General features: G+C 61.1%; 23 protein-coding genes. 3 read left to right on the top strand and 20 right to left on the bottom strand.

The window, feature by feature from the left end; translation table 11 throughout:
- The first annotated feature begins 3 nt into the window (after window positions 1–3).
- The gene (locus tag JTP94_RS04670; protein ID WP_204849369.1) at window positions 4–2,346 is read left to right on the top strand and encodes a methyl-accepting chemotaxis protein; all 2,343 of its coding nucleotides are present in this window, start codon (window positions 4–6) and stop codon (window positions 2,344–2,346) included.
- A gap of 68 nt (window positions 2,347–2,414) precedes the next feature.
- Here JTP94_RS04670 and JTP94_RS04665 read toward each other — a convergent pair whose 3' ends face one another.
- Window positions 2,415–3,359: a nucleoside hydrolase gene (locus JTP94_RS04665; RefSeq protein WP_204849368.1), complete on the bottom strand. Its 945-nt coding sequence runs from the start codon at window positions 3,357–3,359 to the stop codon at window positions 2,415–2,417.
- Between the two features lie 214 nt (window positions 3,360–3,573).
- Here JTP94_RS04665 and JTP94_RS04660 point away from each other — a divergent pair, with 214 nt between their 5' ends.
- Both JTP94_RS04660 and JTP94_RS04655 read left to right on the top strand, forming a co-directional pair.
- Entirely contained in the window at window positions 3,574–4,005 is a 432-nt protein-coding gene (locus tag JTP94_RS04660) for an Hsp20 family protein (RefSeq protein ID WP_034513909.1), read from the top strand.
- Window positions 4,006–4,050: 45 nt separating this feature from the next.
- On the top strand, window positions 4,051–4,308 hold the full coding sequence (locus JTP94_RS04655) for a DUF1150 family protein (protein WP_034513911.1): 258 nt from the start codon (window positions 4,051–4,053) through the stop codon (window positions 4,306–4,308).
- A 158-nt stretch (window positions 4,309–4,466) separates the two neighbouring features.
- Here the strand turns inward: JTP94_RS04655 and JTP94_RS04650 are convergent, their stop codons facing one another.
- The 19 genes from JTP94_RS04650 to JTP94_RS04560 all read right to left on the bottom strand — a co-directional run bounded on the left by JTP94_RS04650 (window position 4,467) and on the right by JTP94_RS04560 (window position 23,643).
- Window positions 4,467–5,168, bottom strand: coding sequence for a tRNA (guanosine(46)-N(7))-methyltransferase TrmB (locus JTP94_RS04650; RefSeq protein WP_204849367.1), 702 nt, complete (start codon window positions 5,166–5,168; stop codon window positions 4,467–4,469).
- On the bottom strand, window positions 5,165–6,418 hold the full coding sequence (gene metK, locus JTP94_RS04645; protein WP_204849366.1) for a methionine adenosyltransferase: 1,254 nt from the start codon (window positions 6,416–6,418) through the stop codon (window positions 5,165–5,167). Before metK ends, JTP94_RS04650 begins: the two co-directional genes overlap by 4 nt.
- A 188-nt stretch (window positions 6,419–6,606) precedes the next feature.
- On the bottom strand, window positions 6,607–7,026 hold the full coding sequence (locus JTP94_RS04640; protein ID WP_034514245.1) for a helix-turn-helix domain-containing protein: 420 nt from the start codon (window positions 7,024–7,026) through the stop codon (window positions 6,607–6,609).
- Between the two features lie 153 nt (window positions 7,027–7,179).
- The gene (gene lnt / locus JTP94_RS04635) at window positions 7,180–8,781 is read right to left on the bottom strand and encodes an apolipoprotein N-acyltransferase (protein ID WP_204849365.1); all 1,602 of its coding nucleotides are present in this window, start codon (window positions 8,779–8,781) and stop codon (window positions 7,180–7,182) included.
- Window positions 8,782–8,859: 78 nt separating this feature from the next.
- Window positions 8,860–10,032 carry a hemolysin family protein gene (locus JTP94_RS04630; protein ID WP_204849364.1) on the bottom strand — a complete coding sequence of 391 codons (1,173 nt, stop codon included), beginning with the start codon at window positions 10,030–10,032 and terminating at the stop codon, window positions 8,860–8,862.
- Between the two features lie 25 nt (window positions 10,033–10,057).
- Complete coding sequence (ybeY, locus tag JTP94_RS04625; RefSeq protein WP_204849363.1) at window positions 10,058–10,564, bottom strand: rRNA maturation RNase YbeY; 507 nt, start codon at window positions 10,562–10,564, stop codon at window positions 10,058–10,060.
- A gap of 18 nt (window positions 10,565–10,582) precedes the next feature.
- On the bottom strand, window positions 10,583–11,635 hold the full coding sequence (locus tag JTP94_RS04620) for a PhoH family protein (RefSeq protein WP_204849362.1): 1,053 nt from the start codon (window positions 11,633–11,635) through the stop codon (window positions 10,583–10,585).
- Window positions 11,636–11,665: 30 nt separating this feature from the next.
- On the bottom strand, window positions 11,666–13,078 hold the full coding sequence (gene miaB / locus JTP94_RS04615; protein ID WP_204849361.1) for a tRNA (N6-isopentenyl adenosine(37)-C2)-methylthiotransferase MiaB: 1,413 nt from the start codon (window positions 13,076–13,078) through the stop codon (window positions 11,666–11,668).
- Between the two features lie 60 nt (window positions 13,079–13,138).
- On the bottom strand, window positions 13,139–13,936 hold the full coding sequence (locus JTP94_RS04610) for a 1-acyl-sn-glycerol-3-phosphate acyltransferase (RefSeq protein ID WP_204849360.1): 798 nt from the start codon (window positions 13,934–13,936) through the stop codon (window positions 13,139–13,141).
- Window positions 13,937–13,966: 30 nt separating this feature from the next.
- Window positions 13,967–14,395, bottom strand: a complete 429-nt coding sequence (locus JTP94_RS04605; RefSeq protein ID WP_034513929.1) for a Fur family transcriptional regulator — start codon at window positions 14,393–14,395, stop codon at window positions 13,967–13,969.
- A 38-nt stretch (window positions 14,396–14,433) separates the two neighbouring features.
- Window positions 14,434–14,928, bottom strand: a complete 495-nt coding sequence (locus tag JTP94_RS04600) for a GNAT family N-acetyltransferase (RefSeq protein ID WP_204849359.1) — start codon at window positions 14,926–14,928, stop codon at window positions 14,434–14,436.
- Window positions 14,929–14,930: 2 nt separating this feature from the next.
- On the bottom strand, window positions 14,931–15,587 hold the full coding sequence (gene tsaB / locus JTP94_RS04595) for a tRNA (adenosine(37)-N6)-threonylcarbamoyltransferase complex dimerization subunit type 1 TsaB (RefSeq protein WP_204849358.1): 657 nt from the start codon (window positions 15,585–15,587) through the stop codon (window positions 14,931–14,933).
- Between the two features lie 24 nt (window positions 15,588–15,611).
- Window positions 15,612–16,178 carry a NifU family protein gene (locus JTP94_RS04590; RefSeq protein ID WP_037203019.1) on the bottom strand — a complete coding sequence of 189 codons (567 nt, stop codon included), beginning with the start codon at window positions 16,176–16,178 and terminating at the stop codon, window positions 15,612–15,614.
- Window positions 16,179–16,295: 117 nt separating this feature from the next.
- Complete coding sequence (locus tag JTP94_RS04585) at window positions 16,296–16,787, bottom strand: universal stress protein (RefSeq protein ID WP_034513932.1); 492 nt, start codon at window positions 16,785–16,787, stop codon at window positions 16,296–16,298.
- 75 nt (window positions 16,788–16,862) lie between these two features.
- Window positions 16,863–17,927 (bottom strand): tryptophan--tRNA ligase, encoded by a 1,065-nt coding sequence (gene trpS, locus JTP94_RS04580; RefSeq protein WP_204849357.1) that lies wholly within the window; start codon window positions 17,925–17,927, stop codon window positions 16,863–16,865.
- Window positions 17,928–18,039: 112 nt separating this feature from the next.
- Window positions 18,040–18,432, bottom strand: coding sequence for a VOC family protein (locus JTP94_RS04575; RefSeq protein WP_204849356.1), 393 nt, complete (start codon window positions 18,430–18,432; stop codon window positions 18,040–18,042).
- A 243-nt stretch (window positions 18,433–18,675) separates the two neighbouring features.
- Window positions 18,676–20,280, bottom strand: coding sequence for a murein biosynthesis integral membrane protein MurJ (gene murJ, locus JTP94_RS04570; RefSeq protein ID WP_204849355.1), 1,605 nt, complete (start codon window positions 20,278–20,280; stop codon window positions 18,676–18,678).
- Entirely contained in the window at window positions 20,277–23,192 is a 2,916-nt protein-coding gene (locus JTP94_RS04565) for a [protein-PII] uridylyltransferase (protein ID WP_204849354.1), read from the bottom strand. Before JTP94_RS04565 ends, murJ begins: the two co-directional genes overlap by 4 nt.
- Window positions 23,193–23,349: 157 nt before the next feature.
- The gene (locus tag JTP94_RS04560; RefSeq protein ID WP_034513942.1) at window positions 23,350–23,643 is read right to left on the bottom strand and encodes a hypothetical protein; all 294 of its coding nucleotides are present in this window, start codon (window positions 23,641–23,643) and stop codon (window positions 23,350–23,352) included.
- Window positions 23,644–23,667 lie beyond the last annotated feature (24 nt).

Genomic DNA, 23,667 nt, shown 5'->3' with positions numbered 1-23,667 from the left:
ATGATGTTCATCTTTCGTATGAAGTCGCTTGCGGCCAAGCTCATCTTGGTCACCGGGCTGGCGATTGCACTCGTCTTGCTGGTTTCCAATTTTCTGCTGATTTCCCAGACTCGCGATCGTGTCGAGACTCTGACGATGGATCAGGCCAATACCGAGGCCAAGTCCATTTCCAACGAAATCGCCGCCAATGTCGGCGAGATGGCCAGCGCCGCCCGCTCCATGGCCGCCATCATCGGCCGCGGCCACGAGGGCCATACCTTCGACCGCAAGGGCATCGTCAACATCCTCAAGGCGAATGTCGAACAGAACGCATTCGCCTTCGGCAGCTGGTTCTGTGAGCAGCTCGGCGCTTTCGACGGCAAGACGACCGAACTCGCCAACAACAAGGATCAGGCCGTCAACGACAAGGGCGCCTTCACGCCCTATTGGTCAAAGACCAAGGATGGCGGCATTCAGTTCTCCACCTTCGACAACGACTATACCGCGGCCTGGTGGAAGCTCGCCGCCGATAGCGGCAAGGGCGCGATCACCCCACCCTATATGGCTGAAGGCACCGAGGTTCCGACGACCATGAGCTCGATCGCCTATCCCGTCATGTCGGGCGGCAAGATGATCGGCGTCGCAGGCGTCGACATCTCTCTCGCCTCGCTTTCCACGAAGCTGCAGAAACTGCAGCCGTTCGGTTCCGGCCGCGTGCTGCTGGTCTCCCAGGACAATAAATGGCTGGTCGCGCCAAGCGCAAAGCTGCTGATGAAGGATTATAACGGCGATGGCGCGGATGTCATCAAAGCGGCGTTGACCTCTTCTTCCGCCAGCGTCCTCAGAAACCTCACCGACAACGGCGGCGAGGAATTCGACCGCGTTGTTTATCCCTTTGCCGTTCCGGGTCTCAACGCCACCTGGGTCGTTCTCATCGACGTGCCGCATAGCGCGATCGCAGCACCGGTGCGGGATCAGACCTATACGATGATCGTCGCCGGCATCCTCGTGCTTGTCGCCGTCATGCTGGCTCTCTATGCCGCCGTGCGCAGCTTCGTGCAGAGGCCGCTTGCCGGTCTTGTCGCCAGCGTCAACGGCCTCAGCGCCGGCAACTATGCCGAGCCGGTCGCCGGTCAGGCGCGGGCCGATGAGGTGGGCTCGGTCGCCAAGGCTCTGGAAGGCTTCCGTTTCGCGCTTTCCGACACCAAGCGCCTGGAAAGCGAGGCTACCGATCAACGTCTGGCCGCCGAAGGCGAGCGCCGTCGCTCGGAAACCGAGCACAACGACAGCGTCACGCTGCAGCGACACATCGTCGGCATTCTCGGCCAAAGCCTGGCCGAGCTTTCGAAGGGCAATCTCGGTCACCGGATCGGGGAAGACTTCCCCGGCGAATACGCCCAGCTCAAGCAGGATTTCAACGCCGCCCTCGCCAGCCTCGAAGAGACCGTGCAAACGGTCAATCTCAGCGTCGGCAACATCGGCAGCGGCACCGGCGAAATCAGCAACAGCGCATCGGACCTTGCCCGACGCACCGAGCAGCAGGCGGCAAGCCTCGAGGAAACGGCCGCGGCCCTCAACGAGCTTACCGCACAGGTCAACTCCAGCGCCGAAAATGCCCGCACGGCTGCGAGCAGCGTCAACGCCGCATCCGAGGATGCCGGACGCTCCGGCGAGATCGTGCAGAAGGCCATCGCCTCCATGCACGGTATCGAGCAATCCTCACAGGAAGTCTCGCGCATCATCGGCGTGATCGACGAGATTGCTTTCCAGACCAACCTGCTTGCCCTCAACGCCGGCGTCGAAGCCGCGCGTGCGGGTGAAGCCGGCAAGGGCTTTGCGGTCGTCGCCCAGGAAGTCCGCGAACTGGCGCAACGCTCGGCCAATGCCGCCAAGGAGATCAAGACGCTGATCAACACCTCGGCCGGACAGGTCAAGGAAGGCGTCGATCTGGTCGGTCGCGCCGGCAATGCCCTGCACAAGATCGCCGAGCAGGTGATGGAGATCAACGGCCTCATCCGCCAGATCTCCGCCTCCGCAAGCGAGCAGGCCATTGGGCTGAAGGAGATCAATTCGGCCATGAACCAGATGGACCAGGTGACGCAGCAGAACGCAGCCATGGTCGAGGAGACCACCGCCTCGAGTGTGACGCTCGCCGAGGAAGCCCAGACCCTGAAGACATTGGTCGCGCGCTTCCGCACCTCCTACGGCACCCAGGACAACGCCGGCACATTGCGAGCCGCGGCACAGCAGATGCGGGCACCTGTCTCTGCCCGCAGGGCCCCGCCCGCAGCCGCACCGGCGCGCAAGGCACGTCCGCAAACCCAGGGCGCCAATGCCCTGGCACAGGACGCGTGGGAAGAATTCTAAGCCGGGTTAACTCAGCAACCGAAAAGGCCGCCGGAGCGATCCGGCGGCCTTTTTCTTGCTCGCGCGCATCAGATGCGGGCGAAGCGTTCCGTCAGCAGTGCAAAGAAGCCGTCAGCATCGACATCGCGCATGACCTTGGCATTCTGCTTGCGGTCGGTGACGCCCCACCAGTCGACGACAGTCATGCCGACGGTCAGCTCGGATGTCACCTCGATCTCGACATTGCAATCGCGGCCCTTGAACAGCTCGGGCTTCAGGAGATAGGCGATCACGGTCGGATCGTGCAACGGGCCGCCATCCGAACCGTATTTCTCGATATCGAAGCGTTCGAAGAACTCCAGCATCTCGACCATGGCCTTGGCGGGCGGAGTCCCGATGGCGGCGATGCGAGCGACGCGATCCTTGCGCGTCAGCAGCTTGTGCGTGACGTCGAGCGGCATCATGACGATGGGCACGCCGGCGCGGAAAACGATATCGGCCGCTTCGGGATCGACGTAAATGTTGAATTCGGCCGCCGGCGTAATGTTGCCGCCCTCGAAAAAGCCGCCCCCCATCATCACCAGCTCGCGCACGCGTCCGACGATGTCGGGCGCCTTCTGGAAGGCCAGCGCGATATTGGTCAGTGGGCCGAGCGTGCAGAGCGTGACCGCGCCCTCGGGCTGGCCGCGCAGCGTGTCGATGATGAAATCGACGGCATGGCCCGGCTGCAACTCCATGGTCGGCTCGGGCAGATCCGGACCGTCGAGGCCGGTCTTGCCATGCACATGTTCAGCGGTGACCAGCTTGCGCTTGATCGGCGCATCGGCGCCAGCGAAAACCTTCACATCGCGACGGTTGCAGAGCTCGCAAATGATGCGGCCGTTGCGGCTCGTCAGCGGCAACGGCACATTGCCGGCGACCGTCGTTATGCCGAGCACGTCGATCTCCTCGCGGCTGCCGAAAGCAAGCAAGATCGCGGCAGCATCGTCCTGGCCGGGGTCGGTATCGATGATGATTTTTCTGGGTTCGGTCATGTCTGTAACTTTCCTCCGGTGCAGATCGACGGGCTTTGATGCGAGTCCGCTCAGACTTTGTCAAGGCATTCAAAGCCGCGACGAAAGCGGGTTCGGTCTCGCAAATGCGAAGGCATGATGCCTTGCACTCAATGGCACGTACGCCCATATTAGGGACAACCGGGTGCTGAAGATCAGGTCCGGAACAGTCGCTTGACACCAAGGACTTGAAACGATGAGCCGGACGACGCCTTTTGCCAGCCCCCTGCTTCTGGGGTTCGACACCATGGAAAAGACACTGGAACGGATTTCCAAGGCCAGTGACGGTTATCCTCCCTACAATATCGAGCGCATGCAGGCCGACCGCCTCTCGGGCGAGCCGGAGCGTCTACGCATCACGCTTGCAGTTGCCGGCTTTTCGGAAGACGAACTTGATATCACAACGGAAGAGAACCAGCTTCTGATCCGCGGGCGTCAGGTCGAACAGGGGGAGCGCGACTATCTTTATCGTGGCATCGCCGCCCGGCAGTTCCAGCGCGTCTTCGTCCTTGCCGACGGCATGCAAGTCCTTGGCGCCGTTCTGAAGAACGGTCTTCTCTCCGTCGATCTCATTCGGCCGGAACCGGATCGCATAGTAAAGAAAATTAACATTTCGGTCTCACAGTAGGACAACGGCTCACTGCCGTTGGTCCCTCATACTGGAGGTACGAACATGCTTTTGAAAGAAGCTAACGCCCGCCTAACAGAATCCGAGCTTGCCAATATCGGCACCGGCGAAGTCGCCTATATCAGAAAGATGGATTGGAACGAAGTATCCCGTTGCTTTCCCGAGGCGCCCGATATCGATCCCGATGTCGACCTCTGGGCTCTCTTCGGTGCCGACGGCACGCCGATCCTGCTGACGGACAATCGCTCCAGCACCTTTTATCGTGCTGCCGAGGACGAACTCAAGACGATCAGCCTGCACTGACCGACGATATCGCCTGACGGTGAGCTTCACCGTTCATATAGGACCGCCCACACCGGCCAACGTTGTGACGCATGTGTATTCGAGTCGGCATGCGTCATACGGCAGTCTTGATGAAATAGCGGCTGTTCAATCCGACATTTTCGCCCGGAGCGCTGCAATCAGACCCTCTCGAAGGTCAGATAGGCCGAAGACCGCCCTTCGCGCCGCGCCTTTGCCTCATAGCGTGTGCTCGGCCATCCCTCGTAAGGCGTCAGCCAATCGGCTGCATTCCGCGCAGTCCATTCAAACCCACCATGCGCATGGCAGTGCTGCAGCGTCCAATTGACATATGTGTCTATGTCGGAAGCGAAGCAGAACAGCGCACCTGGCTTCAACACGCGATGAAAACGAGCGAGATTCACCTGCGAAACGAAGCGGCGTTTCCAATGCTTCTTCTTCGGCCAGGGATCGGGATAGAGCAGATCGATCTGGTCCAGGCAGCCGTCCGGCAGCCAATCCAGCAGCTGGGTGGCGTCATCATTGTAGACGCGGACATTGCGCGCGCCGGTTTCTTCGACACGCGCAAGCAGCTTCTGCATGGAATTGACGAATGGTTCGACGCCGATGAAGCCCGTGGTCGGCTGTTCCATTGCCCTGTGGATCAGATGCTCGCCGCCACCGAAACCGATCTCCAGGCGCAGACGCTCGGTCGGTACCGGGAAAAGGTCATTCAGCCGCTGCGGCGCCGGAGCGGAAAGATCGACAAGGTATCGCGGCAGCAATACCTCCAGCTTCTCGGCCTGCTGGCCGCGCAAGGCCTTACCCTTGCGCCGGCCGAAGAATGCTTCCGTCGCCCGCGACCGGCGAGCGACGTCGATCATGCGGCTTCCCGCACCTTCACAGCTTCCTTGAGAGCCTTCACCAAATCCGTACGCTCCCAGGAGAAGGAACCGTCACGGCCGGCCTTCCGACCGAAATGACCATAGGCAGAGGTCTTGGCATAGATCGGCTTGTTGAGATCGAGATGCCGGCGGATGCCCGTCGGCGAAAGATCCATGCTCTTGCGGATGGCTGCTTCGACATCGTCTTCGCTGACACCCTTGCCCGTGCCGTGCAGGTCGACATAGATCGACAACGGCTGGGCGACGCCGATGGCGTAGGAGAGCTGGATCGTGCAACGATCAGCAAGGCTGGCCGCCACGACGTTCTTTGCAAGGTAACGCGCCGCATAGGCAGCGGAGCGGTCGACCTTGGTGGTGTCCTTGCCGGAGAAAGCGCCGCCGCCGTGCGGTGCTGCACCGCCGTAGGTGTCGACGATGATCTTGCGGCCGGTGAGGCCGGCGTCGCCGTCCGGACCGCCGATGACGAACTTGCCGGTCGGATTGATGTACCACTTGCAATCATGCGCGATCTTCAGATCGCCAAGCGCTTCGCGGATATAGGGCTCGACGACGGCACGAACCTTCTTCGAATCCCAGCTGTCGTCAAGATGCTGGGTGGACAGCACGATCGAGGTTGCTTCAGCCGGCTTGCCGTCGACGTAGCGAACCGTCACCTGGCTCTTGGCGTCCGGGCCGAGCTTTGCGACATCGCCGTCGCCCTTCTTGCGGGCGGTGGCGAGCAGCTGCAGGATCCTGTGCGAATAGTAGATCGGCGCCGGCATGAGATCCGGCGTTTCGCGGCAGGCGTAGCCGAACATGATGCCCTGGTCGCCTGCACCTTCGTCGCCCTGCTGGTCGGAGGCATTGTCAACGCCCTGGGCGATGTCGGCGGACTGCGAATGCAGGAGCACGTCGATGCGCGCCTTCTTCCAGTGGAAGCCGTCCTGCTCGTAGCCGATATCCTTGATGGCGCGGCGAGCCGCAGCCTTGAACTTCGAGGGATTGATGACGTCGTTGCCGTCCTTGTCCTTCTTCATCAGGCTCGGCGGCAGACGAACTTCGCCGGCGATAACGACGCGGTTGGTGGTGGCAAGGGTCTCGCAGGCAATGCGCACGCCCCAGGGGTTCACGCCGGTCTTTGCGGCCTCGCGGTAAACCAGATCGACGATTTCGTCGGAGATACGGTCACAAACTTTATCCGGGTGACCTTCGGCAACAGACTCACTCGTAAACAGATAATTCGCGCGCATACGGGATTCCCCTCAAAGAACAAATCTCTTCATTTGATAGTCGCCTCCAGCTCGAAAAACAAGCCGCACAAGGACATAAATATATCTTTATATCCCGGGCGAAGTGATAAAATTTTTCCATAAATGCAGAAAAGGCGGCCAAAATGACCGCCTCTCGGCTTAACCATACCGGTGCTGCCCCCAAAGGCCTATTCGGCGTCCGCCTCGGCCGCGAGCGCCTTGACCAGCTCGACCACCTTGCGACGGACCTTGCCGTCCGAAATCTTCACGAAGGCGCGATTGAGCTGCAGACCCTCGGAGGAAGACAGGAAATCGACGACATAATTGGAGCTGGACGCCTCGGCCATGCCGCCGGCGCTAGTGTTATGCTCGCCCGGGGCGTCCTCGAAGAAGAAGGAAACGGGGACATTGAGAATGCTGGAAATATTCTGGAGACGGCTTGCACCGACGCGGTTGGTGCCCTTCTCGTACTTCTGGATCTGCTGAAACGTAATTCCGAGGCTTTCGCCGAGCTTCTCCTGGCTCATGCCAAGCATGGTGCGGCGGAGGCGTATGCGGCTTCCGACATGAATGTCGATGGGGTTCGGCTTTTTTTTGTTCTCAATCATCATATTACCCTAACATAGGTTGAATTCAGGTCCTTGCCACCCGGTACCCTTCACCACCCCTATAACGCCACGTTGCAGCCGACGCCCCCAAGGCCTCCAGTTTACGTTCAAAAAGGCGGACATCAAGCACTATGCAATTTTAGGGTTTTTTGGTCAATTCACCCTTGAAATAAAACCCATGCGTGAAATCAAAGCGATTATGCCGACTACACCGACAATCAACCAGAAGTATATATTTCTTGCTTTGTCGTCGATACGCGACACAGTTGCACGACCCAAAGTCGCGTCGATGAAACCCTGCTGATTATAGTCGATTCCGGAGAGCACGCGCCCATGCGGATCGACAAAGGCTGAAATGCCGGTATTGGCACTGCGAATCAGCGGCAGGCCCTGCTCCACCGCCCTTACCCTTGCCTGCAGGAAATGCTGATAAGGCCCCGGCGTGTCGCCGAACCAGCCATCATTCGTGACGTTCAATATCGCGTCGGCCTGCCGGATTTCCGGCGTCATCTCGTTCGGGAAGATGATCTCGTAACAAATCAGTGGATAAAGCTTGGCGCCATCAGGCAAAGTCAGCAATTGCCGCTTCGTGGCCGCGGAAAATCCTCCCGGCAATTCCACGACGTTCTCGATACCGAGATAGCTCAGGATACTTTCGAAGGGCACATATTCGCCGAAAGGCACGAGATGGGTCTTGTCGGATGCGCCGATGATCTGGCCGCGGCCGTCGATGACATAGATCGAATTATAATAGCGCGGCGCGGCGCCCGGCCCCATGTCCTCGACGCGAACCGCGCCGGTGATCAGGATCTGATCGTCCTCGAGCTGGTCGGCGATGCGGGCGAGCGCATCGCGATTGTCGGTCAGGATGAAGGGCACGGCGGTTTCCGGCCAGACGATGATATCGGGGCGCTTGCCGCCATTGGCCGGCGGCTGCACCGAGAGCGCCAGGTGCTTGTCGAAGATGGCGGTGCGGTCCGCATCCGAATCCATCTTGGTTTCCTGATCGATAGACGGCTGGACGATGCGCACGATGGGTGCCGCCTTGCCGCCGGCTGACGGCGCATCCGGCAGGCTCAGCGCATAATACCCGTAGCCGAAATCGGCGGCGGCGATGAGCACCGCCAGCGCCACCCCTGGCACCCGGCCCTGGCGCGTCCCGAGCAGGGCCGGCGCGGCGAAGACGAAGACGGCAAGCACGGTGACGCCAAGCACGCCGATCACATGCGCCGACTGCATCATCAGCGGAATGGGCATGGCGCCATAACCGATCATATTCCAGGGAAAGCCTGTGAAGAGAAAGCTCCGCAGCCATTCCAGCAGACCGAAGCTGAAGGCGAGTGCCGCGATGCGCCCCACGCCGTCGGACCAGAGAATTCGGGCAAGCACGGTCGCCGCACCGTAGAAGATCGCCAGGAAGGCCGGCAGGCCGAGGATTGCCAGCGGCAGCGCCCAGGCAAACTCATCGGCATCGATCAGCAGCGCATGGCCGAGCCACCACAAGCCGGCGACGAAATAGCCGAAACCGAACAGCCAGCCGGTAAAGAAGGCCGGCCACAGCCGGCCTAAAAGCCCGCTATCGGGGCCGGCAGCGACGCCGTCAAGCAGCCATACCAGCAGCGTGAAGGAGACGAACATGGCGGCAAAGAAGCCGAAGGGCGGCAACGCCAGCACGCCGAAGGCACCAGCCAGAATGGCAAGCAGCGCGCGTTTAAAACCCCAGACGAGGATCACCCTGCCCGAAAGCCATTCCATGCGCCAGCTCCGTCCAACCGCGAATCAACTGGCAGCAGTCTTTCAAAAAAGCAGCGGCTTGTCCCGCCGAAGCGCCGTTTATTGGTTGGCGGCGTTGCGCTCGGCCGAAGTTTCCTCGGCAATCGCCTCCGGTGACGGCAAGCCGCGCTCGAGGGCGCCGATCTCGCCTTCCGCCTTGATGGGGCGACGGCGTGCGGCATGCCGCTTGCGCGTGATGCGCACCCGCTTGATGCGGCGCGGATCGGCATCGAGAATGTGGAACTCGAAGCCCGGCAGCGCCTGCACGAGTTCGCCACGCACGGGAATGCGGCCGAGCGCGGAGAAGATCAGGCCGCCGAGCGTATCCACCTCGTCCACCTGCTCGGCGATGTCGAAATCCGGGCCGATCGCCTCGGCGATCTCCTCCAGTTCGACGCGGGCGTCGGCCACGAAAACGTCCTCGGAAACGCGTTTGAACATCACCTCGTCATCGTCATGCTCATCGTCGATGTCACCGACGACCATCTCGACGATATCTTCATGCGAGGCCAAGCCGTCCGTACCGCCATATTCGTCGATGACCAGCGCCATCTGCGTGCGGTTGACCTGCATGCGGCGCAAGAGGTCGGAGGCCAGCATGGATGGCGGCACGAACAGGATCTTGCGGATGATGCCGGCCTCCGCCAGCGTCTTCTGCAGGTCGACGCGGGAGAGATCGAAATTGGGCTTGGCCGAGCGCGCCACCTTTTCTGCCGCAGCAGTCGCACCCGTCGCGGACCCGGCAACCTTGGCGGTGCCGCCGCGGCGCTTGTTGCGAGCCTGCTTGGCGACATAGGACAGGAGGTCGCGGATATGCACCATGCCGCGCGGATCATCCAGCGTATCGGCATAGACAGGCATGCGCGAGCGGCCGCTCTCCTCGAACAGGATCATCAGTTCGCCGATGGTGATGTTCTGGTCCACCGCCTCGATGTCGGCGCGCGGCACCATGACGTCCTCGACGCGCACCTCACGGAAGCGAAGGATGTTGTGCAACATCGCCCGCTCATCCGGGGAAAAGGCATCGTCACCCGTCGCGTTGGTCATCAACGCGTCGGCGAGATCCTCGCGCAGCCGCGCCGAGTCCTGTGCCGGGCGCAGAATCCGCGCAGCACGCGCCCAGAATGAAGATTGGGATCGCTTGCCGTTGCTACTACTGCCAACCTCGTCGGAGGAGGCCGTATCGGCGCCGTCTTTGGCCTCGGGGGCCGATCTTGTCGTAAAGTCGCTCATTGTTCCTGGTCAGACAGGGTTCAAATCAAATGGGGTCTTGTCCCGCATAGGGATCAGATAGGCCAAGCTCCGCCAAAATGCGAGTCTCCAGCCCCTCCATTCTTTCGGCTTCGCTATTATTAATATGGTCGTAGCCGAAGAGATGCAAGAAACCATGCACCATCAAATGGGTCAGATGGTCGTCAAAACTCTTTTCGAGGTCGATCGCCTCGCGCTCCACCGTCTCCCTGGCGATGATGATATCGCCAAGCATGGGGCCGGGCTTGCCGCCGAGCTGCAGCGGAAAGGCGGGGAAGGAAAGTACGTTCGTGGCCTTGTCCTGCGAGCGCCATTCGGCGTTGATCTCGCGGATCGAGGCGTCGTCGGTGAACACCAGCGACAATTCCGGCGCCGTTTTCGGAAAGGGCTGCTTCTCGTGTTTCCTAAGGTAGCTCGCGGCTACTTCCAGCACACGCTCGGCGAGTGTCTGCAATACCTCTTCGGAGGGCCAAGCGCCCTCCTCCACACTGATCTGTATGTCGAGTTCGGCCATGATCTTGTGCGCCGCAGATCAAATCTGCGGAGCGCCTTCCTCTGCCTGTGCGGCATAGGTTGAGTCATAGGCCCGAACGATGCGCCCCACCAGCGGGTGACGGACGACGTCCGTATCCTTGAAGCGGATGATGCTGATGCCCTCGACGCCGTTGAGCAGCTGCAACGCTTCCACCAGGCCGGACTTGACGCCGCGCGGCAAGTCGATCTGGCTAGGATCGCCCGTGATGATCATCCGCGAATTTTCGCCGAGACGGGTCAGGAACATCTTCATCTGCATCGAAGTCGTGTTCTGCGCCTCGTCAAGGATGACGGCGGCGTTGGCGAGCGTGCGGCCGCGCATGAAGGCAAGCGGCGCGATCTCGATGACGCCTGCGGTGATGGCACGTTCGACCTTGTCGCCCGGCATCATATCGTAGAGCGCGTCATAGAGCGGACGGAGATAGGGATCGACCTTCTCCTTCATGTCGCCGGGCAGGAAGCCGAGACGCTCACCGGCCTCGACGGCCGGCCGCGACAGGATGATCTTCTCCACGGCGCCGCGCTCCAGGAGCTGGGCGGCGTGCGCAACGGCGAGATAGGTCTTGCCTGTGCCGGCGGGGCCGGCGCCGAAGACCATCTCGGACCGCTCCAGGGCACGCAAATAGGCATCCTGGGTCGGCGTGCGAGCGATGATCGTCTTCTTGCGCGTCGAAACCTGCGCCATCGTCAACTTGGCTTTTCTCTCCATGGTCGGCAGCGTCAATTGGTCGTCGGCGGCAACCGCCATGCGGATTGCCCCTTCCACGTCGGAACGCTCTACATTGCCGCCTTTTTGCAGCTTGTCATAGAGATAATCGAGCGTACGGCGCGCCTGATTGGTGGCCGGCACATCGCCTGTTATGACGACAGAATTGCCGCGGGCTCGGGCATCTATGCCGAGACGCTCCTCAAGCAGCTTCAAGTTCTGATCGAACTGCCCGAAAAGTTCGCTGGCGAACCTATTGTTCTCGAACGTCAGGATGAAGTGATTGGCGTCGCTCGCGGTGCGTGGCTGGCGCGATGAAGAAGAAACCAATTCCTGTCCGTTCAAGCGGTGTGGCTCCTTGTGCCCGTCCAGAACCTAGAGCAATTCAGCGAAAAGGCTGTTCGTGCTGGTTCCGGTGATTCGTACGTTGATAATGTCACCGATTTGCGATGCTTTTGCATCAACATTCACAGATTGCAGCCAGGGAGATCGTCCAATCAACTGGCCCGGCATGCGGCCCGGCTTTTCCAGGAGGATATCCACGACTTTGCCCACACAGACGTCAGCGAACGCGTGTTGCTGTTTCAACAGCAACGCCTGCAACCGTTCCAGCCGTTCCGCCTTGATCTCTTCGGCCACCTGGTCCTTCAAGTCAGCACCGGGCGTACCCGGACGCGTGGAATATTTGAACGAGAAGGCTTGCGCATAGTTCACCTCCTCGACCAGTTTCAATGTATCCTCAAAATCCTGATCTGTCTCCCCCGGGAAACCGACGATAAAATCCCCGGAAAGGGCGATATCCGGCCGCGCGGCGCGGATTTTCTCGATGAGCGCCAAATATTCGGCAGCCGTATGCCGCCGGTTCATCGCCTTCAGGATGCGGTCCGAACCGGACTGAACAGGCAGATGCAGGTAAGGCATCAGCGTGCGCAGGTTGCGATGCGCATCAATCAGCCGCTCATCCATGTCGCGCGGATGGCTGGTCGTGTAGCGCAGCCGGGCAAGGCCGGGAATTTCCGCCAGACGATAGAGCAGATCTCCGAGACTCCAGGCTTCACCCTTGGGGCCGGCACCATGCCAGGCATTGACGTTCTGCCCGAGCAGCGTGATTTCGCGCACGCCGCCATCCACAAGTTTCTCGGCCTCTTCGACGATCTGGGCGACCGAGCGGGAGACTTCGGAGCCGCGCGTATAGGGAACCACGCAGAAAGTGCAGAACTTGTCGCAACCTTCCTGGACCGTCAGAAAGGCGGTGACGCCCCGCGCGCGGATCTTCGCCCTCTCAGGCGCCGGCAGATGTTCGAACTTGTCCTCGATCGCATATTCCGTATCGACGACGCGATGGCCTTCCTTGGCGCGGCGTAGCGCATCCGGCAGGCGGTGATAGGTCTGCGGGCCGATGACCACATCGACGGCAGGCGCGCGGCGGAGGATTTCTTCGCCCTCTGCCTGGGCGACGCAGCCGGTAACCCCGATCATCATCTCGCGGCCGTCGGCGGCCTTGCGCTTCTTCATGTCGCGCAGGCGGCCAAGCGCGGAATAGACCTTTTCGGCCGCCTTCTCGCGGATATGACAGGTGTTCAGCAGGACGAGATCGGCCTCCTCCATGTCCTCGGTCGGCTCATAGCCATCGCGGGCAAGCGCGTCGCTCATCCGTGTGGAGTCATAGACATTCATCTGACAGCCGTAGGTCTTGATGAAAACCTTGCGGCTGTTGGAGCCGTCGCGGTGGCCGAGCTGCGATGCAGCCGTCGCCGGGGCGTCGAGAAGTGCACTGTCCTTGGTCATGGCCGCTATGTAGTGGCTTTTGCTTGCCGAGAAAATGAAAAAGTTGGAATCACCTGGAAATCAAGCGATCTCGCGGCCGAGCAGGCGGCTGGCGAGCATTGTGCGGATGCGCCGCGCTATGGTGGCGCTGACTTCCTTGCGGTTGGAGCCGGCACGATAATCCACGGCCTCGCCGAAACAGACATCGACATCGATAGCACCACAGGCAACGATATCCTTCAGATGCGGCACCAGCTCGATGTCACCGGGCCAGGCCGAGATCGGTCGGTGATAACGACCCATGGCAATACCGTAGATGCGGGTATAGGCGACCGCCACGGGCTGGACATGCACGACGGCATCCGGTGTCCTCGGTAGCGCGGCGGCGGCGGCACCGAACAGCGAGGACTTGACCTCGAGCAGGCGATTGCCATCGGAAGTCGTCCCTTCCGGAAACAGCACCATGATTTCGCCGGCAGCCATGCGCTCGCCGATCTCGTTCACCTGGTCGCCGGTCTTGCGCTTCTGTTCACGCTCGATGAAGACGCTCTTCTGCCATTGCGCGAAAAGACCGAAGATCGGCCAGTCCCGCACCTCGGATTTGGCGATGAAGGCAACATCGGCGACCGCCGAAAGCACGAGAATATCGAGCCAGGAGGAGTGGTTCGAGGCGAGCATCAACGGCCTGTTAGCCTCGATCTTTCCGATCACATGGATGCGGACGCCGAGCCAATAGCAGACGATGCGATGCCAGTAGCGCGGCAGATATCGCCTAAGCTTCCAGTCGAAACGCAAACAAAGAATCTGCAGCGGCAGCAGCACCAGGCTGACGACAGAAATGACGATGGCGGCACAGCCGACGCGCAGCCAGGTCATCAAATCATTCGCTCCCGCACGACAGCCTTCACCTCAACCTTCGTCCTTCTTCAGCGGGATGCCGTAAAGCTCCAGCCTATGGTCGACGAGCTTGAAACCGTGTTCGCGGGCAATGCGCTCCTGCAGCGCCTCGATTTCCGGCGAATGAAATTCGATCACCTCGCCGCTCTTCAGATCGATCAGATGATCATGGTGCTCTTCCGGCACCGTTTCGTAGCGCGAGCGGCCATCGCGGAAATCGTGGCGAGCGAGCAGGCCTGCATCCTCGAACAGCTTCACGGTGCGATAGACCGTGGAGATCGAGATCTTCGCATCCACCATCACGGAACGCCGGTAAAGCTCCTCGACATCCGGGTGATCCTCGGAGGTCTCGATGATACGTGCAATGACCCGGCGCTGCTCCGTCATGCGCATGCCGCGCTCGGCGCAAAGCTCCTCCAGGGTTTTTACGGGATCATCCATCGATTGCTGTCTTCGGTCTATTGGACTGCGACAACGGACTAGCGAAGAACGCGGCGCATGACAAGCGCCGACGACTTCGTGCCGTTGTCGCTGACATAATAGGCCTTGCGTTCACCGACCGTCTCGAAGCCGAGCTTGCGGTAGAGGCCGAGCGCCGGCTGATTGCCGCCATCGACCTCCAGGAACATGGTGTCGCCGCCGCGATTGCGCGCTTCGCGCAGGGCCGCCTGCATCAGCCGCCAGCCGAGACCGGAACGACCGAGCTTGGCATTGACGGCGATCGTCAGGATCTCGGCTTCTCCCGCCACATGCCTTGCCAGCACGAAGCCGGGAAGCGCCTTCTTCAGGATGGCGTTGGTCTGGCGGGCGACGAAGCCGAAAGTCAGGTCCTGCGAGAGGAGATCCTGAAATTCGGTCTCGTCCCAAACCCGCGAAAATCGTTCACCGTGCAGGAGCGCCACCTCGGCGCAATCCTTCAACTCCATCGGGATGATTTCGTACTCGGCTTTCAGAGTGAGATAGGATTCGAGCATTTCTATTGCCTGGCAACTGCGTATCCGGCCTGCGGTCTGGCGTCGGGTCCGCGAAGATAAAGCGGCTTCGGCTTTTCGCTGACCGGTTTGGCAGCGCCCAGCCGAGCGACGACGGCAATCGGAAATGCATCAGGCCGCTCCGCTGGCGGCGCATCGCTCAACCGGGCGACAGCCGTTCCGGTGACGATACCGTCGAAGGCGGCAGCGATCGTCCGCGCCTCATCGACTGTCACCGCACGTGCCTCGTCCAGAGGGTCGCCATTGGCGTCAAAGGCCTGGAGATAGATCTCCTCGCGCTTGGCGTCGATGGCGGCCAGAACCGGCTTGCCAGGATTCTGCTTTCCTGCAGCCGCCGCCATGACCTCAAGGGTCGTGACGCCAACGGCCGGAATATCGAGGGAGAGTGCAAAACCACGCGCGGCGGCAACGCCGATGCGGATGCCGGTGAAGGAACCGGGACCAACCGTCACGACGACGCGTTCGACATCTGAGAGCGCCGTACCGGCTTTCGCCAGCGCCTCGTCGATCACGTGCATCAGATGCTCGGCATGTCCTCGTCCGATCGTTTCCGTGACCTCCCCCATCACAGAATCACTGCCGCTATCATACACAGCGGCAGCGCAATCCACACCTGCCGTGTCGAGCGCCAGTACGATCATGTCAACTTTCCGAAAAGCCGGGGATTAGACGGCTTCGACTTCCTGAACTTCCGGAACGAAATGGCGCAGCAGGTTCTGCACGCCGTGCTTCAGCGTCGCCGTCGAAGACGGGCAACCTGCGCAGGATCCCTTCATGTTGAGGTAGACCTTGCCGTCACGGAAGCCGCGGAAGGTGATGTCGCCGCCATCCTGGGCAACGGCGGGGCGCACGCGGGTCTCGAGCAGTTCCTTGATGGTCAGCACGATCGCCTCATCGCCTTCATCGAAGAATTCGCCGCCTGCATCCTGCACCTCGGACAGAACCGAGGCGGAACCCATTACGGGCTTGCCCGACATGAAGTGCTCCATGATCGAGCCCAGAATAGCGGGCTTCAGATGCTGCCATTCCTGTTGCTCCTTGGAGACGGAAATGAAGTCGTAACCGAAATAAACGCCGGTGACGCCAGGGATCTCGAAGAGCTGGGCCGCAAGCGGCGAGACTTCCGCTTCCTCGGCACTGCGGAACTCGGCCGTGCCGTTTTCCATCACCACCTTGCCCGGCAGGAACTTCAGGGTCGCGGGGTTCGGCGTCGCTTCGGTCTGAATGAACATCTTGATCTCCATGCGGCGGGCACAAACCCGGTCCCGACTTTAGAATACTTCAAAAGAAAATAGGCCTTTTGGCCTCTCTATTCAAGAGAGTGATTCTCACGAAATAGCATGCAAGCATCAGCTGAGGGCGTCGATTTCCTCGTTGGTCAGCGTGTCAGGCAGCACCGTTACCGGGATCGGAAAGGCTGCGGCGCGCCCGGCGATCGACGAGACCAGCGGACCCGGCCCTTCCTTGGCCGAACCTGCGGCAAGAACGAGCAGCGCGATATCGCGATCCTCTTCGATCACGGCATTGATCTGCTCGGCGGCGGATCCCTCGCGAATGACGATTTCCGCATCGATGCCGACATTCTCGCGGATGCTCTGCGCCGCCTTAGCCGTCACTGCCTCGGCTTCTTCGCGCGCCTCCGCCCGCATGATCTCCTCGACACCAAGCCATTGCTGGAAGTCGCCCTCGGGGATCACGTAGAGGAGCACGAGGCCGCCATTGGAATTCTTGGCGCGCCGGCCGGCATAATGGACGGCGCGCTGGCATTCTGGTGTGCCGTCGATGACCGCCATGAACTTGCGGCGATGACCTTCGAGCCGTGAGAGACGTTTTGAAACCATACGGCGACTCTGACACCCGAAGGCGGCGTTTTGCAAGCCCCCGTTTTGCGACGGGAGCCCTGCTCTACGAGATCATCAGTAGATGAAGCCGACGATGTCGCGGACCTGCTTCATCGTCACGTCGGCGCGAGCGCGGGCCCGGGCGCCGCCGTCACGCAGGACGGCATCGATATGGCCGGGATCGGCCATCAGCCGGCGCATCTCGGTGGTGATCGGCGAGAGCACATGCACGGCAAGATCGACCAGAGCCGGCTTGAAGACCGAGAACTGCTGGCCGCCGAATTCAGAGAGAACCTCCGCCTTCGACTTGTCGGCGAGCGCGGCATAGATGCCGACCAGGTTGTCGGCCTCCGGCCGGCCGGCAAGGCCGTCTGCTTCGCTCGGCAAACCATCCGGATCGGTCTTGGCCTTGCGGATCTTCTTCGAGATGTTCTCTTCATCGTCGAGCAGATTGATGCGCGACAGGTCCGAGGCGTCGGATTTCGACATTTTCTTGGTGCCGTCCCGCAGCGACATGACGCGCGGCGCCGGGCCGTCGATCAACGGCTCGACCATCGGGAAATAGGCATGCACCGGCTCGTCGCCGACGGTGATGTCGATGCCGTAGCCGGTGCGGCGAATGTGCTCCATGTAGTCCAGATTGAACTTCATGGCGATGTCGCGGGTCAGCTCCAGATGCTGCTTCTGGTCGTCTCCAACAGGAACATGCGTGGCGCGATAAAGCAGGATGTCTGCGGCCATCAGGCTCGGATAGGCGTAAAGGCCAAGCGAGGCCTGCTCGCGATCCTTGCCGGCCTTGTCCTTGAACTGCGTCATGCGGTTCATCCAGCCGATGCGGGCGACGCAATTGAAGATCCAGGCAAGCTCGGCATGCCCCGGCACGGCCGACTGGTTGAAGACGATATGCTTCTCCGGATCGATGCCGGCGGCGAGAAACGCGGCGGTGATCGAACGCGTCTGGCCCGGCATGTCGTCATGCACGAGCTGAGCGGTCAGCGCATGCATGTCGACGACGCAATAGATGCAGTCGTTGTTGGCCTGCAGGGCCACGAACTTGCGGATCGCGCCGAGATAATTGCCGAGATGGAGATTGCCTGTGGGTTGAACGCCGGAGAATACGAGCGGCTTGAATTCGGTCATGTCGTCCTCGAAAGGCTTGTGGAGGGCCTGGGCGAGCTCACACTCGACCCTTGGTTTCGAGCGGCTTATGCACGCCGGACAGGCTGGGATCAAGAGGCTATATCATTGAGACTCACGAAGAATGCTCGATCAGATCCCAGGTATTGCCGTAAGGGTCGGCAAAGACCGCAACGGTGCCGTAGACCTCATGGCGCGGCTCTTCCAGGAAGCGGACGCCCTTGGCCTTCATTGCAGCATGATCGCTGGCGAAATCATCGGTCTTGAGGAAGAAGCCGACACGGCCGCCGGTCTGGTTGCCGATCGCGGCGCGCTGCCTGTCATCGGCTGCCTGCGCGAGCAGCAGCGCCGCTCCTTCTCCGCCCTTCGGCTTGATCACGACCCAGCGCTTGCCCTCCGGCTGCACCTCATCCAGCAGACAGTCGAAGTCGAGGCAATCACAGTAGAAAGCCTTGGCGCGATCATAATCATCGACGACGAGGGCGACGAGAAAGAGGGATTGGGGCATGGGAGAACTCCGCATTTGGTAAAGCCGTTCCCTCGCCCCGCTTGCGGGGAGAGGGCTACGGTGAGGGGCCATGCACAAAAGTCCGGCGGCGGCAGATTATCCTGGCCAGCCGCAGCGATGGTGGGGCCGGCATAGTTTATCTCTATGTCGACATCCGTGAAGGCCCCTCATCCGACTTGTCGCAATCTCACGCCGTTCGATCGCTCCAAGCCACCTTCTCCCCGCATCGCGGGGCGAAGGAGCTTAGTCACTCCCATTCACCGCCTCAGCATCCGGCGCTGATGCTGCCGGCTTGCGGTTCATGTTGCGGCGGATCATGCCGAGGTCGGCGCCGCCGATGAGGAAGGCCACCACAAAATAGACCAGCATGGAAATTGCGATCAGCAGGCCGAGCGTGCCGACTTTCGTCAGCAACGACGCGCCGGACGCCAGATACGGTTCCCAGCGATGCTGAAGAAAGATGATCATCCCGGTCATCACGCCGGCTGAAACGAGCAGGAGTACGGCGCGGCGGGCAAGCCCCCATTCCCAGGTCAGATGGCCCCGGCGCAACAGCGTCGTGAACAGCAGCACGGTGCTGATCCAGCCGGCGGTCGCTTCGGCGACGGCGATGCCGGGCGCGCCCATGTAAGGGAAGAGGCTGAGCGCGATCGCGCAGTTGGTGGCGACCGCGACGCCGGAGAACCGCATCGGGGTCTTGGTATCCTCGCGGGCGTAGAAGCCGGGCTGCAGCGCCTTGATCAGCACGAAAGCCGGCAGGCCCAAGCCGTAGATCGCCAGGATCGAGCCGACGATGATGGTGTTTTCCTGATGGAAGGCACGACGCTCGTAGAGCACGCGAATGATGTCGTCCGAGAGAACCCAGAGCGCCATCGCGGCAGGCAAGGTCAGGAACAGCACGAATTCGATCGAGCGGTTCTGCAGATTGCCGGCCTCCTTCAGATGACCTGACTTCAAGGAGCGCGCCAGCTCCGGCAAGAGGACGACGCCGACGGCAACGCCAACGACCCCGAGCGGCAGCTGATAGATGCGGTCGGCATATTGCAGGGCCGCGATCGCACCTTCGCGGCTGGAGGCGATCGCCTGGCCGATCATCTGGTTGATCTGGGTAATGCCGCCGGTGACGGCGGCGGGTATGGCAAGGATCAGCAGCCGCTTCACATTCGGCGTGAAGCGCGGCCAGCGGAAACCGATGCTGATGCCGGCATAGCGCACGCCAACATAGACGACGAACAATTGCAGGATGCCGGCGGCAAGCACGCCCCAGGAGAGATACCAGGCTGTTTGCAGCGGCAGAGCGCCGAAATAGAGCGAATAGAACAGCGCGCCGATCATAACAACGTTCAGGAAGACGGGCGCCACGGCAGCCGCGAAGAAATGATGCAGCGAGTTCAGCATGCCGCTCATCATCGCCGTCAACGACATGCACATGAGATAGGGGAACATGACGGCGGCCATGCGCACCGTGATCGAGAATTTATCCGGATCGCCGGCAAAGCCAGGCGCGATGATCCAGCGCACGATCAGCGGCATGCCCAGTTCCATGACGACGGTGATCAGGAAGAGGACGGAAAACAGAACGCCGAAGACTTCCTCGGAGAAGCGTTTCGCGCCCTCGATGCCGTTCGCCTCGATCTCCTTGGCGAAGAGGGGCACGAAGGCGGCGTTGAAGGCGCCTTCGGCGAACAGGCGGCGGAAGAGGTTCGGAAAGCGGAAGGCGGCGTAGAATACGTCGGCCATCGGTCCGGTGCCAAGGGCGGCGGCCATCAGCGTTTCGCGGGCGAAGCCGAAGACGCGGCTGCCAAGTGTCGCGCCACCGACCGTGATGAATTTCCTAACGAGGCTCATGCGGCTGAACCGGCTTTCTTTTCAGTATCTGACTTTTCGGCGGCGGCGGTGCGTGTGGCGGCGGGTGCGATAATGCCGGAGGGCATGCGCTCGCGCACCTCATCCTCTTCACCCGCCATGACCGCCTTCAGGCGCGCGGTGATATTGGCTCGCTTGTTTTCGTTGGAGATCTTCTGCCCGACGAGATCGGTCACGTAGAAGCTATCGATGACCTTTTCGCCGAAGGTGGTGATGCGCGCCGAGTGAATGTCGAGCGACAGATCCGAGAGAACCGAGGTGATTTCCGACAGAAGGCCGGTGCGGTCGAGGCATTCGACCTCGATGACGGTGAACTTGTTGGACAGGCTGTTGGAGATGGTCACCGATGGCGGGATGATGAAGGCCTTGTTCTTGCGACGGTTCTTCGTGCGCGTGGCGATGACTTCCGGCAGCCGCTTGCGGCCGGCAAGGACGTCTTCGATCATCTTGCCGATGGTGCCGGCGCGGCGGAGTTCATCGGCGTCGTCGGCGAATTCGCGGCTGACATGGATGGTGTCGAGGGCGCGGCCGTCGGCCGTCGTGAAGATCTGCGCATCGGCGATATTGGCTCCGGCCGCCGCGCAAGCGCCGGCGATGACGGTCAAAAGGCGCGGATGGTCGGGCGAGAGAACCGTGATCTCGGTGATGGCGTGGAAGCTGTCGGTGCGCACCATGGTCGCCAGAACCTGGCCCGATTTGTCCGTCTGGCGAATGAACCGCGTGTGACGGATCTGGTCTTCCAGCGGCACGGACAGAAGATAGGGCTGGTAGTGCAGCTTGACATAGGTCTTGCGAGCCTTCTGACCCCAATCATCCAATGCCGCTTCGAGCGCATTGGCGGCGGCTTCCGCCCGCTCCTTGCGCGACACTTCGGAAAAGCCGCCGGCAAGGAGCAGCTCGGTCTCATAATAGAGCGTGCGCAGAAGCTGGCCCTTCCAGCCGTTCCACACACCCGGGCCGACGGCGCGGATATCGCAGACCGTCAGGATCAGCAGCATCTTCAGGCGGTCGAGCGACTGCACCCGATCGGCGAAATCGATGATCGTCTTGCGATCCGTCAGGTCACGCGTCTGGGCGACCATCGACATGGTCAGATGCTCGGTGATCAGCCATACCACAAGCTCGGTCTGCTTCGGCGACAGGCCGAAGCGCGGGCAGAGCTTGCGCGCCACCTTGGCGCCGGCCTCGGAATGATCTTCCTCGCGGCCCTTGGCGATATCGTGCAGCAGCACGGCGACATAGAGCGCGTCGCGATCCTCGATAGCGGGCATCAGCTTGTTGGTCAGCGGATGGATTTCCTCCGCCCTGCCCTTGTCGATCTCCGACAGCACATCGACAGCGCGGATCAGATGCTCGTCCACCGTATAGTGATGATACATATTGAACTGCATCATCGAGACGATCTTGCCGAATTCGGGAATGAAGCGGCCGAGCACACCGGCCTCGTTCATGCGACGCAAGATCAGCGCCGGATCGCGCTTAGAGGTGAGAATAGAGAGGAAAAGCCGGTTCGCCTCCTCATTCTCGCGCAGGTCGTTGTCGATCAGGCCGAGCGAGCGGGTGACGCGCTTCAATGCGTCCGGATGGAATTCCAGACCGTTGATATCTGCAACGAAAAACAGGCGGATGAGGCTGACCGGATCGCGCTTGAAGACATCGGGATTGGCAAGCGCGATGCGGCCACGATCCTCGACGAACTCGACGGTGCCGGGGATCTTGCGCGACCGATTGGCAAAGCGGCTGATGACGCCGGTAAGGCCGGGCGTCGCCTTGGCCTGCTGGTCCTCAAGCGCTGCGCAGAGGATGCGGGTGAGATCGCCGACATCCTTGGCGACAAGGAAATAGTGCTTCATGAAGCGTTCGACGGCGGAAAGGCCGGGGCGGGCGTGGTAACCAAGCGCCTCGGCAATCTCCCGCTGGATATCGAAGGAAAGCCGCTCCTCCGCCTTGCCGGTGAGGAAGTGCATGTGGCAGCGCACGGCCCAGAGGAAATCCTCGGCCTTCTCGAAGAGACGGTATTCCTGCTTCGAGAGCACGCCGAGCTTCACCAACTCCACAGGATCGCGGACGTGATAATAATATTTGGAGATCCAGAACAGCGTGTGCAGATCACGCAGGCCGCCCTTGCCCTCCTTGACGTTGGGTTCGACCAGATAGCGGGTATCGCCGGCCTTGCGGTGGCGCTCGTCGCGTTCGGCCAGTTTGGCGGCGATGAATTCGGGACCGGTATTGGTGACGATCTCCTTGTCGAAGCGCGCCTCCAGTTCGCGGGCAAGCGGCGCGTTGCCGCAAATGTAGCGGGTCTCGAGGATGGCGGTACGAACAGTCATGTCGGACTTGGCCTGGCGGATGCATTCCTCGACCGTGCGCGTCGCGTGGCCGACCTTGAAGCCCATGTCCCAGAGCATGTAGAGAATGAATTCGACCGCCTTGTGCGTCTCGCTCTCCGGCTTCGGCTGGAAGAGGAAGAGAAGGTCGATATCCGAGCCCGGTGCCAGCGTATCGCGACCATAGCCGCCAACGGCGGTGACGGAAAAGTTGCCGGCCTGCTTCGGATAGACGTGGTGGACGGTAAAATCGTAGAGAACGGTGATGATCTGGTCCTGCAGCCAGGAAATTCGGTGGGCGCAATCCAGTCCGCCGCCTTGCGCTGCCAGCAACCGCCGCGCCTCTTCGCGCCCCTCCTGGCTCGCCTTCTTCAACAAAGCGAGCAGAGCGGACCGCTCCTCATTCTTATCCAGATGACGGTTGGCAAGGGCCTCGCATTCCGCCCTCAGCGAGGGAACGTCGAGAATGGCGGGAAAATCGATGTCATGCATTTCCATGCTCTGCCGACCGGATTCCTGTTCGTTGACTGCGGCCCACCGCTGGCGCGCCTGTCTTTTCGTCTGCATGCGCTATAGCCTCTTTGCCCAGCGATTGACACAGGCATTCTACGCCCGAATTTCCATAATCCAGCCTGAGCCAAACCTGTCGAATCGACGATCTCAGGATTTCTATCGGGTCAAGGTTGACGAAGCGTGACGGCAATCGACGCAGAAATCGGCGGTTTTAGGGCCTCGGCATCTCAAGCGCCCGTCTGAGCTCGTTCAAGCTATACAATATGTTTCGCGATTGGGCACCGATCTGCGTCACCATTTCGCGCTCGCATTCCCAATAGCCGGCCGTGGCGATTTTCGTGCAGATGTCGGAAATCCGCCCGCATGACAGGGCGATGTTCAGAAGACCGCGATCGGACTCGCAATCCGGCGCCTCGCCCTCGCCGCAGATCTTGCCGCGCGCGGCGATGGGGGAAAAGCGATCGGCCAGTATGCGGACCTCGGCGAGAAGATTTTCGATATACATCCTATTGTCCTTGCAATCGCCTTT

It is taken from the genome of Martinezella lusitana, assembly GCF_016901135.1.
Classification (GTDB): domain Bacteria; phylum Pseudomonadota; class Alphaproteobacteria; order Rhizobiales; family Rhizobiaceae; genus Rhizobium; species Rhizobium lusitanum_D.
The sequence above is the reverse complement of the archived record's forward strand: the minus strand, read 5'-3'. Positions and strand labels throughout refer to the sequence as shown.